Consider the following 14645-nt stretch of genomic DNA (forward strand, 5'->3'; position numbering starts at 1 on the left):
GTGTCAGCAAGACGTTTCCCATCGCGTTCGAGTCCGAGGCTGAGGGCGTGTAGGCGGATCTGCAGGGCGAGCAGATTCTCGATCCGCCGCAAGCTGCTGGCCGCCGCGCTCACGCCGACGCCTGCTCGGTCAGCAGCGCTTCAATGTCAGAGCGCCGGAAACGAAAATGCCCACCAGGGGTGCGCAGGGGAGTGAGCTTGCCGGCCTTGACCGCGCGGTGAATCGTGATTTTGGATACTCGACCAAGCCGAGCAGCTTCAGCCGATGTTACGAGGTCGTCCGGATCGTGTGTATCCGTATCCGATGGCATGCCGAAGACGATTGCATACGGATACACACGTGGTCAAGGGCAACACGTAAGATTCCGTATTTTTGCTACCGATTGACAGCGGTTGACCGTGTATGAATACTTATGGCATGACTACAGATCCCGTGGGTGAATTCGTACCCGAATGGACTGACGGCGACAAGCTCCGCAAAGTCCGACGCCACCTGCGGCTCAGCCAAGAAGAGTTCGCCGAGCGGCTGCAGGTCAACGCATCGACTTACATGGCGTGGGAAGCTGACCGCAACCGCGTCAAAGACATGCGCGTGATCGCCAGGCGCGTCAAGGCTATGAGCGGAACACCGCTGTGGTGGTGGTTCGACACCGAACGGCCAAGCGACCCCGACGGCGGCGGCCCAGATCCAGGACTCGGGAAAACGGTAGGTTAGCCGGTACCGGCGGTGCCGCGTCAAGGCTGCCGACGAACTCGACGTCTGATTTTTGCCCTTGGCAGGTCAGCCATTACTATTGACCTCAATCGTCGCTGCCGAGGCTGTTTCCGCGGCGACCCCCCAACCAGGAGTCCTGATCATGGCTGTGCCAAAGCGGCGGATGTCGCGCTCGAACACCCGTAGCCGGCGCGCGCAGTGGAAGGCTGAGAAGCCCGAACTGGTCGGCGTGACCGTCGCCGGCAAGCAGCACAAGGTGCCGCGCCGGCTGCTCAAGGCGGCGCGCCTCGGTCTGATCGACCTCGACCGGCGCTAACTTATTTGCCGTGAGCATTGCCTCCGGCATTCCCGTCAGCAATTTGCGGAACGGCATTTCTGACGACCTCTCAGCGCGTTCTCAGGCGATTGGATAAAACTGGTGGCCGTGCGAATTCTTGTCGTCGATGACGATCGTGCGGTGCGCGAGTCGCTGCGCCGCTCCCTGTCCTTCAATGGCTACTCGGTGGCGTTGGCCGAAGACGGCGTGGAAGCGCTCGAGATGATCGCCGCCGACCGGCCCGATGGGGTCGTGCTCGACGTCATGATGCCCCGGCTGGACGGCCTCGAAGTATGTCGGCAGCTGCGTAGCACCGGCGATGATTTGCCGATCCTCGTGCTGACGGCGCGCGACACCATCTCCGAGCGGGTCGCCGGACTCGACGCCGGTGCCGACGACTACCTGCCCAAGCCGTTCGCCCTGGAGGAACTGCTGGCCCGGATGCGGGCCCTGCTGCGCCGGACGCGGATCGACGACACGACCGAATCCGTGGCGATGACCTTCGCCGATCTCACGCTTGATTCGGTGACGCGCGAAGTCACCCGCGGGCTACGCCAGATCAGCCTGACGCGTACCGAATTCGCTTTGCTGGAGATGCTGATCGCCAATCCGCGACGGGTATTGACGCGCAGTCGCATTCTCGAGGAGGTGTGGGGTTTCGACTTCCCCACGTCGGGTAATGCGCTCGAGGTGTACGTCGGATACCTACGCCGCAAGACCGAGGCCAACGGCGAACCACGATTGATCCACACCGTTCGCGGGGTGGGTTACGTGCTTCGCGAAACGCCTCCCTGATGCCCCTGAAAAACCTGTTCCGCCGCCGAAGCAGAGTTCCGCTGCGGGCCAGCACCTCCCTGTCGCTACGGTGGCGGGTCATGCTGCTGGCCATGTCGATGGTCGCCATGGTGGTCATCCTGATGGCGGTCGCGGTGTACGCGGTGATCTCCGCCGCGCTGTACAAGGACATCGACAACCAGCTGCAAAGCCGGGCCCAGCTGTTGATCGCCAGCGGATCGCTGGCCGCCGATCCGGCGAAAGCCATTGAGGGCACGGCATATTCGGACGTCAACGCGATGCTGGTGACTCCCGGCCGGTCGATCTTCACCGCCAACCAGGAGGGTCAGACCCTGCCGGTCGGTCAGCAGGAGAAGGCCGTCATCCGTGGTGACCTGTTCATGTCGCGCCGCACCGCCGCCAACCAGCGGGTGCTGGCCGTGCATCTGCCGAACGGCAGTTCGCTGCTGATCTCCAAGAGTTTGGCGCCCACCGACGCGGTCATGACGAAGCTGCGGTGGGTGCTGCTGATCGTCGGTGGCGTCGGCATGTCCGTCGCCGCGATCGCCGGTGGCATGGTCACCCAGGCGGGCCTGCGGCCGGTGGGCCGACTGACCCGCGCTGCCGAGCGGGTGGCGCGCACCGACGACCTGCACTCCATCCCGGTCTACGGCAGCGACGAATTGGCAAGGCTGACAGAGGCTTTCAACATGATGCTGCGGGCCCTGGCCGAATCCAGGGATCGCCAGACGCGTCTGGTCGCCGATGCCGGCCACGAGCTGCGGACCCCGCTGACGTCGTTGCGCACCAACATCGAGCTGCTGATGGCTTCGAGCGCGCCGGGCGCCCCGCCCATCCCAGAGCAGGAAATGGTCGATCTGCGTGCTGACGTGATCGCGCAGATCGAGGAATTGTCCACTCTGGTCGGCGATTTGGTTGACCTCACCCGCGGTGACGCCGGCGAAGTGGTGCACGAGCCGGTCGACATGAGCGAGGTCATCGAGCGGTCACTCGAGCGGGTCCGTCGGCGCCGCATCGATGTCGAGTTCGATGTCGAGGTGACGCCCTGGCAGGTCTACGGCGACTCCGCCGGTCTGTCGCGGGCAGTGCTGAACCTGATGGACAACGCGGCCAAGTGGAGCCCCTCCGGCGAGCGTGTCGGGGTGCGGTTGCGCCAGCTCAACCCGACGCACGCCGAGCTGGTGGTGTCCGACCGCGGGCCCGGCATTCCGGAACACGAGCGAGACCTGGTCTTCGAGCGGTTCTTCCGCTCCACCACGTCACGCTCGATGCCCGGGTCGGGGCTGGGGCTGGCGATCGTCAAGCAGGTCGTGCTGACCCACGGTGGCGCGCTCCGGGTCGAGGAAACCGTGCCGGGTGGCCAGCCTCCGGGCACGTCGATATACGTCCTGCTCCCCGGTCAGCCGATTGCGGAGGCCGAATACCCATCCGATGATCCGGCGGCGCCGAATATCAATGATCCGGCGACTTCGGGGAACTCTGCAGGACCGGCGAACGTTATCTCAGTCGAATCTCAGACCACACGGGCAAGGTAGTCATCCAGTTACTGTGTGGGTCTGAACGGCCGCACTTGGACGAGAAAAGAGTGACCTAGCGACATGACGAATCACCCGAGGTATTCGCCACCGCCGCAGCAACACGGATACCGTCCGGCGTCCGATCAGCGTGGCGCCACAAGCCATTCCGGCTACGGACAGCCGCAAACCTATCCGCAGGGATACGAATGGCGGCAGGGTCAGCAGCCCCAGCAGCCTCAGTACCGCCAGCCCTACGGTCCGTTCGCGGGCCAGAGCGGCCACTCCGCCGGTGGCCCGCCGCCGCAGTTGCCCGCGCCGCGAAAGCGTTCTCGCGCAGGCGCTTTGACAGTCGGTGCGTTGGCTGTCGCAGTGGTCTCGGCCGGCATCGGCGGTGCCGCGGCCTCGGTGATCGCTCACCACGGCACGCTCGCGTCGGTCGCCGACGGCGCGATGCCCGGTGGCGCCACGCCCGGCATGCCCGCGTCGAACGCACCGCTCGGCAGCGTCGAGCAGGTGGCCGCCAAGGTGGTGCCCAGCGTCGTCATGCTCGAGACCAACCTGGGCCGCGCCTCCGAAGAGGGCTCCGGCATCATCCTGTCCGCCGATGGCCTGATCCTGACCAACAACCACGTCGTCGCCACCGCCGCCGGCAAGCCACCACCAGGCCCGCGCGGTCGGCCCAACCCCGAGCACCAGAACGGCCCCGACGACGACGGCGGCGGCGGTCCGGGCCTGGACCCCGACCAGCCCGCGCCTCCCGGCGGCCCCAACGGCGGTAAGCCGAAGACCACGGTCACCTTCTCCGACGGCCGCACCGCGGAGTTCACCGTCGTCGGTACGGACCCCACGACGGACATCGCTGTCGTTCGCGTGCAAGGTATTTCGGGCCTGACCCCGATCAGCCTCGGGTCGTCGGCCAACCTGCACGTCGGCCAGCCGGTAATGGCGGTCGGCTCGCCGCTGGGCCTGTCCGGCACGGTCACCACCGGCATCGTCAGTGCGCTCAACCGGCCGGTGTCGACCACCGGAGAAACCGGCAACCAGAACACCGTGCTGGACGCGATCCAGACCGACGCGGCGATCAACCCGGGTAACTCCGGTGGCGCGCTGGTCAACATGAGCGGGCAGCTGGTCGGCGTGAACTCGGCGATCGCCACCCTCGGTGGAGACTCGCCGGACGCGCAAAGCGGTTCCATCGGGCTGGGTTTCGCGATCCCCGTCGACCAGGCCAAGCGCATCGCCGACGAGCTGATCAGCTCCGGCACCGCGGCGCACGCCTCGCTCGGTGTGCAGGTCACCAACGACAAGGACACCCCCGGTGCCAAGGTCGTGGAGGTCGTTCCCAACGGGGCGGCCGCGGCCGCCGGCCTGCCCGGAGGGGTCGTCGTCACCAAGGTCGACGACCGCACGGTCAACAGCGCCGACGCGCTGGTGGCCGCCGTCCGATCAAAGGCTCCCGGCGACAAGGTGATGCTGACGATCAAGGATCCGTCCGGCGAGACGAAGAAAATCCAGGTCACCCTCGGCAAGGCTCAGCAGTGACCAGAGCCACCGCGCCGAGGTCGGACGTCAGATATACGGTGACACCCATGGAACAGGGCGCTGACTTGATCGGAAGGGCACTCGTCATCGTCGTTGACGATCACGGGGATGAGGACCACAGCGGTCCCTTGGTCACCGAGCTGCTCACCGAAGCGGGATTCGTGGTGGACGGCGTGATCGCCGTCGCGGCCGACGAGGTCGAGATCCGCAACGCGCTCAACACCGCGGTCATCGGCGGAGTGGACCTGGTCGTCTCGGTCGGTGGCACCGGGGTCACGCCCCGCGACGTCACGCCGGAAGCGACGCTGGACATTCTCGACCGCCTGGTCGCCGGCATCGCCGAGGCCATCCGCGCATCGGGGCTGTCCGCGGGCATCGTCGACGCAGGCCTGTCGCGCGGTCTGGCCGGTGTCTCCGGAAGCACGCTGGTGGTCAACCTGGCGGGCTCGCGCTCGGCAGTCCGCGACGGCATGGCGACGCTGAATCCGCTGGCGGCCCAGATCATCGGTCAGCTGTCCAGCCTGGAGATCTGAAGCCGGGTATGACCAAGCGGTCCGGTGACGACCGCGACGTGTTCCCGCAGACGTCGGCCGACGAGCGTGATCCGGACGCGAGTCGAGACGACGAAGCCCACGAGCAGTGGTTGCGGGACAACGCGCCGCCGCATCACCTCTGAACTGCCCGGGCGACTACCTGTCTTCGATGGTGGGACTCTGCGGTGCATTGGCCGAATGGTGACCTCCGGCTGAGCCGCTGCCGGATTCGGCAAGCAGGTCCCGGATCTGGGTGAGCAGGCTGAGCTCGGTGTCCTCGGCCTGCTTGACCTCACCGCGCTTGCGCAGCGTGTTGTAGGGCAGAACGACCAGGAAATACACCACCGCCGCGATGATGATGAAATTGATCGCTGCAGATAATGCGATGTTGAAGTCGATGTATTTGCCGTCACCGATGCCGATTTTCAACAAACCGACATCGGCCTGTCCGCCGGCGCCGATCCGGTCGATCAGCGGCTGGATGACGCTTTCGGTGAATTTGGTGACCAGGCCGGTGAATGCGGTACCGATCACCACCGCAACAGACAAATCGATGATGTTGCCGCGCGCGAGAAACTCTTTGAAGCCCTTCAACATCTCCGATGTCCTTTCCACAGTGGTAAGCCATGAATGAGCGCAATCAAAAGCTATCCGAGTCGGGCTGGCCAAGCGAGACTTTGCCGGTTATCTGGCTGTCAGTGCAGGGTGAGTGTCACGGTCGAGACCAACGCGGCCCCGGCAACGGCGTTGGCCGACGCGGCCGGCAGCGCGACCAGCACCACCCGCTCACCACTTGCGCTCTGCGCTCTGGGTTTGGCCGACACCGAGACCACGACCGCGTCGGTGGCCACTACGCGCGGCGCGCCGGCCTGGGCATTGCCCTCGGTCGCCGCAACGACGTCGACAACGTCGCCCGGGCGCACCAGATCGATCAGCGCGCTGTCGGACGGATGAACCGGCACGATGCGGGCGTCGGGTCCTGCCGCGGACTCAGCGAGGCGACGGCCCAGCACCCGCACGTCGGTCAGTACTTCGCCGCGGCGCGCCGGGCCGGCCAGCGTGGAGCCGATGACGGCGTTCAGGTCGGATCTGGCTCCGTCGGGAACCGTTGTCGCGGAACGCAACTCGAGGTGCACATCGTCGGCGGTCAATTCGGCACCGGGCCCGACGTCGCGCGCGGCCACCACTACCTGCGCGCGGGCATTGTCGGGATCGGGCCGTAGCGCCGCGATGGCGGCAAGCAGTACCAGCCCGCCCGCGGCGATGCGTCGGGCCAGTAGCGTCCGCGACCAGTCAGGACGCAACCATTGCGAAAGACGGTTCGCCAGAGTCGGATTCAGCGGATTCCGGGGGGCGCCCACGGTGTGACGGTAGGCGGCGCGGCGCGTTAGGTGTGCCGCAGGCGACGCCGGCTGTGGATAACCGTCAGTTGGAGGTTGTCGCCGGTGACTTCGAGGAGGACGACGACGAGGAGTCAGACGAGGACTTCGAGTCGGACGAGGACGAGGACTTCGAGGTGTCGTTCGACGAGCTCGACGAGTCACTCGAGCTCGATTTCTCGCCGGAACTGGAGCTGGAGCTCTCGGAATTCGACGACGAACTCGAGTTCGACGAGCCACCGCTGGAACTCTTCGATGCCTCGCGACTGTCGTTGCGGTAGAAGCCGCTGCCCTTGAACACCACGCCCACGTTGCCGAACAGTTTGCGCAACCGGCCCGAGCACTTCTCGCACGTGGTCAGTGCGTCGTCGCTGAAAGCTTGCACCACATCGAAGCGGTTATCGCACTCGGTACACGCGTAGCTGTAAGTCGGCACACAAACCTCCAGGATGGTCTAAACGCTTAGCACTCTACAGTCTCAAGTGCTAAAACCGCCACGTGGCGGGTGTCATTCCCGAGTAGGCGGCATCAGCAGGACGGTGTCGGGTGCTGATCCCGTCCTCGGCCTTCGACAGCCTCTGCACTGCTCCGATATTCGGGCTTGTGTTTGGTCGGCCCTCGACTCAGTTTTCCGTTTCCGGCTCCCAAAACAGAAGCTGAGTCTTACATTAACGTTGCCTTAGAAAATTCCAAGTGCCCTTCCGGGCTCGACCCTGAAGGGCCAGGCAGATGGCTGCTCGCCGGACCAAGCGCAAGGGTCGATTATCCAGCGGTAAGACGCGCCGACGTATCGTCGGGATCTCGTCGACTGCGGGAGCGATGCTCGCGGCGACGATGGCCCCGCTTGCGGCTGCTCCGCCGGTCAAGGCGGACGTATTCGACACGATCATCGACCCGTGGATCAGCCCGCTGCAGGAGGCGTTGACTGACGCGTTCGCCGCGATGGATCCCAGCGCCGGTCTCGGGTTGTTCGCCGGGCTTGATTCCTTTCTGGGAATGGATGGCACCGCCGCGTTCTTCGGGCTGGAGCCAGGCGTATTCGACGTGAGTGCTGCCACCTCGGCGGCCACGACAACGAGTCCCTCATTTGCCGATCTGTACGACGCCTGGTTCTACCAGCCGGTTCACGACCTGCATCAAGCCTGGATCACCAGCGATTTCGGCATGCAATTCGACACGTCACTCAACGATTTCTGGCAAGACATCGGTGGCCAGGGCATCCTCATCGGCAACGGTGATCCGGGAACGGCGCTCGATCCCAACGGTGGCGCGGGTGGACTGTGGTTCGGCGATGGCGGAGCCGGATTCAGTTACAGCGCAACCGATTCCGGCGATGCCGGGCTTACTGGCGGTGCGGGCGGTATTGCGTACTTCGGCAACGGAGGGGATGCCGGCGCGGGTGGAGCCGGTGCCGATGGCGGCCTGGGCGGTGACACCGCCTACGGCATCGCCGGCAACGGTGGTGACGGTGGCGCCGGCGGTGACGGTGGGGCCGGTGGCGACGCGACCGGATGGTTCTTCGGCAACGGCGGCGACGGCGGTGACGGTGGGTTCGGCTTGGCTGGCAACGACGGCGCCGAAGGCCCCGCTTTCGGCGATTCCGGGGGTAACGGTTTTGCCGGCGGGGCCGGAGGGTCGGGTGGCGACGGTGGTAGCGGCGCGCAGTTGATAGGCAACGGTGGTAATGCCGGCTTCGGTGGCGCCGGCGGGTTGGGCGGCGACGGCGGTGGCGGTATCAACGGTGCCGCCGGAGCATTCGGGGGCGAGGTCGGCGGCAACGGCGGCAACGGCGGCAACGGCGGGAGTGGTGGCAACGGAGGCGCCGGCGGTACCGGTGGAACCGGCGGCGCGTTGGGCAATGCGGGCGCCAACGGAGACGGTGGAAACGCCGGCAACGGCGGCGACGCCGGCTTACCTGGTAGCGGCGGGAACGGCGGCTCTGGGAGCGCCTCGGACCTCGACGGCGGCGCCGGTGGAGTGGGCGGCGACGCCGGCGCGATCGGCGCCGGTGGAAGCGGCGGTGCGGCCGGCGGTAGCGGCGCCAGCACCGGGTTGGACGGCGTCAACGGAGCTTCGGCCAGCGGCCCGGTGGGCAACGGCGGCAACGGAGGAGCGGGCTTCAACGGCGTCGCCCCCGGTGAAAACGGCGGCGACGGTGGTAACGGCGGCGCCGGCGGATCGCTGGGCAACGGCGGGACCGGCGGAGCCGGGGGCAACGGCGCAGCCGGCTACACCGGTTCGGATGCAACCACGTTCGGCGGCGACGGCGGGAGTGGACAGACCGGCGGGGCCGGCGGCGCAGGTGGTAGCGGTGGCGCCGGCGGTTCGAACTCGGGCAACGGCGGTAGCGGTGGTGCCGGTGGTAACGGCGCCGATGGAGGTGCCGGTGGAGCCGGTGCCAACGGCATGACCGCCTCGGATGCCGGCGGCAGCGGTGGTGCCGGCGGTAATGGCGGCGGCGGTGCAAATGGTGGTGACGGTGGCAACGGCGGGGCCGGCGGCGCATCTCTGCACGGTCTGGCCGGCACCAGTGGGGCGGGCGGCGCCGCCGGCGATGGCGGTGCCGGTGGCGCACCCGGCGACGGTGGTAATGGCGCCGCTGGCGGCCTTGGTGCCCCCGACGGCGGGGCTGGCGGCAACGGCGGCGACCCTGGCGCCGGCGGTCATGGCGGTATCGGTGGAACCGGTTCCAGCGTCGGCGCTCACGGCGCTGCGGGCGGCACACCGACCGGCGGTGGCGACGGCGGCGCCGGCGGGGCCGGCTTCACCGCCACTACTGCCGGCACCCCCGGCGGCACCGGCGGTAATGGTGGCGATGGTGGCGCTGTCGGCAATGGTGGCGCAGGCGGGGCCGGTGGCAACGGTGCCACCGGCAACAACGGCGGCACCCTGGGTTCCGCAGGTACCGACGGCACCATCGGTGGCGCCGGTGGTGACGGTGGTAACGGAGGTGCCGGCGGCGAGGTTTCCGGCAACGGGGGGGCTGGTGGTTCAGGCGGCGTCGGCGGAACCGGCGGAAACGGCGGAACCGGTGCCAACGGGGGTCCAGGTGTGGTCGGCGTTAACGAGGGGGCCGGGCAAGACGGTGGATCGGGCGGCGACGGCGCGGGCGGCGGAGCCGGCGGAAACGGCGGAAACGGTGGCGCATCTCTGCACGGAAGTGTCGGGGCCAACGGAGACGGCGGTGCCGGCGGGACTGGTGGCAACGCGGGCACACCCGGCAACGGGGGCATCGGCGCGGCCGGCGTTGCCGGCAACCCAGACGGCGGAGCCGGCGGCAACGGGGGTGACCCCGGCACCGCCGGCGCAGGCGGTGCGGGCGGCTCGGCGGGCCACGGTGGTGTCGGCGGCCACGTAGGCGGCGACGGCATCCAAGGCACCGCCGTGACCGGCCCGGCCGGCAACGGCGGTGCCGGTGGGGCGGGCTTCGACACCAACACGCCGGGGGGCTCTGGCGGGGCCGGCGGAGACGGTGGCAACGGCGGAGCAATCGGTAACGGCGGCAACGGCGGCGACGGCGGTAGCGGCGGAACCGGTACGACCGGCATCAACGGCCTGGCGGGTACGAACACCCACCTGAACGGCACCGACGGCGGCACCGGCAACATCGGTGGCAGCGGCGGCACCGGCGGCAACGGCGGCACGGGCGGCGGGCTGGCCGCCAATCACGCCGGTAGTGGCGGAAACGGCGGCACCGGCGGCACTGGCGGCACTGGCGGCACGGGCGGCACCGGCGGCCACGGCTTCAACCAGACCGGCGGGGGTGCCGATGGCGGCGACGGCGGCGACGGCGGACAAGGTGGTACCGGCGGCACGGGTGGCAGCGGCGGCAACGCCGGCACAGCGCTGAACGGCACGGTCGGTGTGAACGGTAACGGCGGGGCCGGCGGCACGGGTGGCACCAGCGGGTTCGGTAACGACGGTGGCAGCGGCGGGACCGGTGACGCCACCAACCCGATCGGTGGTGACGGCGGCGACGGCGGTAACCCCGGCGCGGGCGGCTTCGGTGGCACCGGCGGGGCGGGCGGCAACACCGTCGGTGGTCAGGGAACAACCGGTGCGACCGGCGGGAACGGCGGCCTGCCCACTGTCGTGTCCGGCAGCGGGGGCAACGGCGGCAGCGGCCTCGGTGCGACCACGGCCGGCGCGAACGGAGCGGCGGGCGGCGCCGGGGGCGACGGCGGGCTGCTTGGCAACGGCGGGACCGGCGGTGCCGGCGGCAACGGCGCGGCCGGCTCACCTGGCGCGCACGGTGTCGAGGGGGAAGGCACTCCCGGCATCAGCGGCACCTCCGGCGGCGACGGCGGGGCTGGTGGGGCCGGTGGCACGGGTGGAGCGATATCCGGCAACGGCGGAACCGGTGGGGCCGGCGGAAACGCCGGTGTCGGCGGTGCCGGAGGTGGCGGCGGCAATGGCGAGTCAGGCGGCTTGTTCGGCGCGGGCGACCCCGGCGGAACTGCCGGCAACGGTGGTGACGGAGGTGATGGCGGCGCCGGCGGCGCCGGTGGTGCCGCGCTCGGCTCGGGTAACGGCGGGACCGGTGGAGCCGGTGGCAGTACTGCCAGTGGTGGCGACGGAGGTGTCGGCGGCCACGGCGGACAGGGCGGCCTCGATGGCGCCTATGGAGGCGTCGGCGGCAGTGGCGGCAACGGCGGTGCCAGTGGCGTTGGTGGGCTAGGGGGAGCGGGCGGTGCGGCCGCCGGGTCAGGAAACGGCGGCAATGGCGGGGCCGGTGGCAGCGCGATCGCCGCCCACGGTGGCAACGCCGGCGCCGGCGGCGGAGGCGGGGCCGAGGGCGGCAGCAGTGCCGCGGGCGCAGGTGGCACGGGTGGCGCCGGTGGTACAGGTGGCGTCGGTGGCACTGGCGGTGCCGGTGGCAACTCCGCGCTCGGTGCGGGCGGTCACGGCGGCAACGGCGCAGCCGCCGGTACGGGCGGTACAGCCGGCCTCGGCGGCGCAGGTGGAGACGGTGGCGGCGCGGCCGGCGCAGGAGGCACCCCAGGTGCCGGTGGCGACGGTGGTGACGGCGGCGATGGCGGCGCGGGTGTCGCGGCAACCGGCTCGGCGGGTAACGGCGGCGCCGGAGGCACCGGCGCTGCCGGGGTGGGTCCCGGCGGTGCGGGCGGGACCGGTGGCGCCGGTGGTGACGGTGGCAACGGTGATTCGGGCGGCAACGGCGGGGCCGGTGGGCACGGCGGTGACGGCGCATCCGGCACTGGCACCAGCTGCGTGGGCTCCGGCTGCGCCGGCGACAGCACAGCCGGCGGGTCCGGCGGCAGCGGTGGTGGCGGCGGCAACGGGGGGTCGCACGGCAACGGCGGTACCGGTGGGGTCGGCGGCAACGGCGGCCTGGGAGCGAACGGCCCAGGCGGCAGCTTCGGCGGTGAATTCGGCGGCGACGGCGGACCCGGCGCCATCGGCGGGGCCGGCGGGGCCGGCGGATTCGGCGGTGCGGGCGGTGACGGCGGCTCGATATCGGGTGACGGTGGGGCGGGCGGCGCCGGTGGGCACGGCGGGCCCGGTGGTTTCGGTGGTGGCGGCGGCACCGGCGGCACCCCCTTCTTCTTCGGCGACCCCGGTAATGGCGGCCCGGGCGGGACCGGTGGGACCGCCGGCGCTGGCGGAACCGGCGGCGACGGCGGCAGCGCTCTGGGTTCGGGCAACGGCGGTGCAGGTGGTGCCGGCGGCGGTGCCGGCACGGCTGGCGTCGGCGGCGAAGGCGGCCACGGCGGCCAGGGAACAGTTCTGGGTACTGGCGGATTGGGTGGCAGTGGCGGCACTGGTGGTACCGGCGGACTGGGTGGCAGCGGCGGCGACGGCGGTGACGGCGCCGGCTCGGGTGCCGGTGGCAACGGCGGTACCGCCGCCGATGGCGGCATCGGGGGCAAGGGTGGCGCTGGGGGCTTCAAGGGCGTTCCCGATACGGGCTCCGGGGCCCACGGGCCCGGGGGCGTGGGCGGTACCGGTGGTGTTGGTGGCACCGGCGGCGACTACGGCGACGGCACGCCGCCCGGCGTCCCAGGCAACGACGGCGCCGACGGCGGGCAGGGCCCGCACGGTTAGCTACGGCTTCTTGAGCTCCTCGGCAAGCATCACGAGGATGCCGCTCGGACCGCGCAGGTACGTCAGCTTGTAGACGCCTTGATACGTCGCGACGCCGCGCAGCGGATAGCAGCCGTGCCGCGCGGCGATGGCGAGGGCATCGTCGATGTCGTCGACCGAGAAAGCGATGCGGTGCATGCCAATCTCGTTGGGAACAGTGGGGTCAGACTCGATCGCGGCGGGGTGGATGTACTCGAACAGCTCGATGCGGCCGTGCCCGTCCGGAGTTAGCAGCATCGCGATGTCGGCGTGATTGCCGTCGAGGCCGACGGCCGTGTCGGTCCACTCGCCACTGACCGTGTCGCGACCGACGAGCGTCAGCCCGAGGTCGGTGAAGAAGGCGATCGCCGCGTCGAGGTCGACCACGGCGATCCCGACGTTCTCCAGTCTGATGGCCACCGACCGGATGCTACCCAGGGGTGTCTCAGGGGCACATGAACTGCCACGGCTGGCACACGAAGGTGCCGGGAGGCAGGGGTCCCTCGCGGTAGCCGCCGCCGTCGAGCACCGAGATCTGGTGGAACTCGTGGCAGACGTTGTTGTCCCAGGTATTCGCCAGATCCCGAATCTGGGAGTACACCGGATCGCCGGGGCACCAGTTGCCGTGACAGACCGGGTCGCATCGCACGTCGGCGTGTGCCTCACCGGTTGCCAGGCCGAATATCCACAACGCGGCGACGCCGCCGACGGCCGGCAGCAAAGCCACCGCCGCGACGCGCCTCAGGTTTTCGAATCCGCCCATGGTGCCAGTGAAAACCCGGCGCGATGCCCCCGATCAGGATTTCTAAAGCTCATAGGCTTTTCATATCTCCGGTCAGAACGCGTACAGACCGAACCGTTCCCACGCGACGAACACCGCCGTGGCAAACAACACGACGGGCGCGGCCAGCCCGGACCATTCGCGGCGCTGCACATGCACGCCGATCGCACCGACCATCACGACCGCGAGACATGCTGCAGCGACGGGAACGAGAACCGGCGCGATGTGCACCAATGCCGGGACGACAACTCCGATCGCGCCGGCCACTTCGGCCGCGCCAAGGAATTTGAGGAACGCCGGCGAGACCTCCGACGCGAAGCCCATGCCCTTGTCGGCCAGGGTCTTGCCGTCGAACGACAGCTTCATCAGACCTGCCCCGGCAAAGGCCAGCGCGAGCACGCCCTGACAGATCCACAACGCTACGTTCACGGCATGCCTTTCGTTCCGGTTGAGTTGATGCTTCAACTGAAGCTAACAGCCGTGACTTGAAGCGTCAAGTAAGTTAGCGTTGGGTGGTGCGCGACCAACCGCAGTGGTTAGACGACTCCGAAAGCCACACCTGGCTCGAGTTGGTGCGCGTGATGACGCGACTGCCGGCCGCGCTCGACGCTCAGTTGCGGCGGGATTCGAAACTGACGCAGTACGAGTACATCGTGATGGGCGTCCTCGCCGAGCAACCAGATCGCCGGCTGGGCATGAAAGCGCTTGCGGCAGTAACGAATGGCTCGCTGTCGCGACTCTCGCACGTCGTGAAGCGGCTGGAGGCCGCCGGCTGTCTGCGACGGCAGACCGACCCGCGCGACGGGCGTCTCACCCGAGCGGAGTTGACGGCCAAGGGTTTACGGACCGTCCAGGCGGCCGCCCCGGGGCACGTCGCCGCGGTGCGCCGGCACGTCTTCGGCAACCTGACGAAAAAAGAAGTGTCACAGTTGGGGGACCTCCTCGGGCGAATCGCTCAGGAGTGCAATGTCGACGGGGACGGCTGAC

16 protein-coding genes are annotated in these 14645 nt (G+C 69.1%); 9 read left to right on the forward strand and 7 right to left on the reverse strand.

Annotated features, from left to right (window positions below; translation table 11 throughout):
* Window positions 1–109: 109 nt before the first annotated feature.
* Window positions 110–310, reverse strand: a complete 201-nt coding sequence (locus tag CYU59_RS21955; RefSeq protein ID WP_293002665.1) for a helix-turn-helix domain-containing protein — start codon at window positions 308–310, stop codon at window positions 110–112.
* Between the two features lie 107 nt (window positions 311–417).
* On the opposite strand from CYU59_RS21955, the gene CYU59_RS21960 reads away from it, so the two are divergent.
* The 7 genes from CYU59_RS21960 to CYU59_RS21990 all read left to right on the forward strand — a co-directional run bounded on the left by CYU59_RS21960 (window position 418) and on the right by CYU59_RS21990 (window position 5560).
* Window positions 418–714, forward strand: coding sequence for a helix-turn-helix transcriptional regulator (locus CYU59_RS21960; RefSeq protein ID WP_293002667.1), 297 nt, complete (start codon window positions 418–420; stop codon window positions 712–714).
* A gap of 142 nt (window positions 715–856) precedes the next feature.
* Window positions 857–1030, forward strand: a complete 174-nt coding sequence (gene rpmF / locus CYU59_RS21965; protein ID WP_285184875.1) for a 50S ribosomal protein L32 — start codon at window positions 857–859, stop codon at window positions 1028–1030.
* A gap of 108 nt (window positions 1031–1138) precedes the next feature.
* The gene (locus CYU59_RS21970) at window positions 1139–1825 is read left to right on the forward strand and encodes a response regulator transcription factor (protein ID WP_293002672.1); all 687 of its coding nucleotides are present in this window, start codon (window positions 1139–1141) and stop codon (window positions 1823–1825) included.
* A complete protein-coding gene (locus CYU59_RS21975) occupies window positions 1825–3360 on the forward strand; it encodes a HAMP domain-containing sensor histidine kinase (RefSeq protein ID WP_293002674.1) in 1536 nt (511 codons plus the stop codon). The genes CYU59_RS21970 and CYU59_RS21975 overlap by 1 nt, the downstream gene beginning before the upstream one ends.
* 63 nt (window positions 3361–3423) lie before the next feature.
* Entirely contained in the window at window positions 3424–4884 is a 1461-nt protein-coding gene (locus CYU59_RS21980) for a trypsin-like peptidase domain-containing protein (RefSeq protein ID WP_293002676.1), read from the forward strand.
* Between the two features lie 47 nt (window positions 4885–4931).
* Window positions 4932–5417: a MogA/MoaB family molybdenum cofactor biosynthesis protein gene (locus CYU59_RS21985; protein WP_293002678.1), complete on the forward strand. Its 486-nt coding sequence runs from the start codon at window positions 4932–4934 to the stop codon at window positions 5415–5417.
* Window positions 5418–5425: 8 nt separating this feature from the next.
* Window positions 5426–5560, forward strand: a complete 135-nt coding sequence (locus tag CYU59_RS21990; RefSeq protein WP_293002680.1) for a hypothetical protein — start codon at window positions 5426–5428, stop codon at window positions 5558–5560.
* A 13-nt stretch (window positions 5561–5573) separates the two neighbouring features.
* On the opposite strand, the gene mscL is transcribed toward CYU59_RS21990, so the two are convergent.
* From mscL to CYU59_RS22005, 3 genes are all read right to left on the reverse strand, one after another.
* Entirely contained in the window at window positions 5574–6014 is a 441-nt protein-coding gene (gene mscL / locus CYU59_RS21995) for a large-conductance mechanosensitive channel protein MscL (protein ID WP_293002681.1), read from the reverse strand.
* A 98-nt stretch (window positions 6015–6112) separates the two neighbouring features.
* Window positions 6113–6778, reverse strand: a complete 666-nt coding sequence (locus CYU59_RS22000) for an SAF domain-containing protein (RefSeq protein ID WP_293002682.1) — start codon at window positions 6776–6778, stop codon at window positions 6113–6115.
* A gap of 64 nt (window positions 6779–6842) precedes the next feature.
* The gene (locus CYU59_RS22005; protein ID WP_293002684.1) at window positions 6843–7232 is read right to left on the reverse strand and encodes an FmdB family zinc ribbon protein; all 390 of its coding nucleotides are present in this window, start codon (window positions 7230–7232) and stop codon (window positions 6843–6845) included.
* 293 nt (window positions 7233–7525) lie between these two features.
* Here CYU59_RS22005 and CYU59_RS22010 point away from each other — a divergent pair, with 293 nt between their 5' ends.
* A complete protein-coding gene (locus CYU59_RS22010; protein WP_293002686.1) occupies window positions 7526–12859 on the forward strand; it encodes a PE family protein in 5334 nt (1777 codons plus the stop codon).
* Here the strand turns inward: CYU59_RS22010 and CYU59_RS22015 are convergent, their stop codons facing one another.
* The 3 genes from CYU59_RS22015 to CYU59_RS22025 form a co-directional block, all read right to left on the reverse strand.
* Window positions 12860–13297 carry a VOC family protein gene (locus tag CYU59_RS22015; RefSeq protein WP_293002688.1) on the reverse strand — a complete coding sequence of 146 codons (438 nt, stop codon included), beginning with the start codon at window positions 13295–13297 and terminating at the stop codon, window positions 12860–12862.
* 25 nt (window positions 13298–13322) lie between these two features.
* Window positions 13323–13640, reverse strand: coding sequence for a hypothetical protein (locus CYU59_RS22020; protein WP_293002690.1), 318 nt, complete (start codon window positions 13638–13640; stop codon window positions 13323–13325).
* Between the two features lie 72 nt (window positions 13641–13712).
* Entirely contained in the window at window positions 13713–14057 is a 345-nt protein-coding gene (locus CYU59_RS22025; RefSeq protein WP_293002692.1) for a DoxX family protein, read from the reverse strand.
* A 116-nt stretch (window positions 14058–14173) separates the two neighbouring features.
* On the opposite strand from CYU59_RS22025, the gene CYU59_RS22030 reads away from it, so the two are divergent.
* On the forward strand, window positions 14174–14644 hold the full coding sequence (locus tag CYU59_RS22030) for a MarR family winged helix-turn-helix transcriptional regulator (protein WP_293002695.1): 471 nt from the start codon (window positions 14174–14176) through the stop codon (window positions 14642–14644).
* Window position 14645 lies beyond the last annotated feature (1 nt).

The sequence above is a fragment of the Mycobacterium sp. genome, assembly GCF_002863225.1.
Classification (GTDB): Bacteria; Actinomycetota; Actinomycetes; order Mycobacteriales; family Mycobacteriaceae; genus Mycobacterium.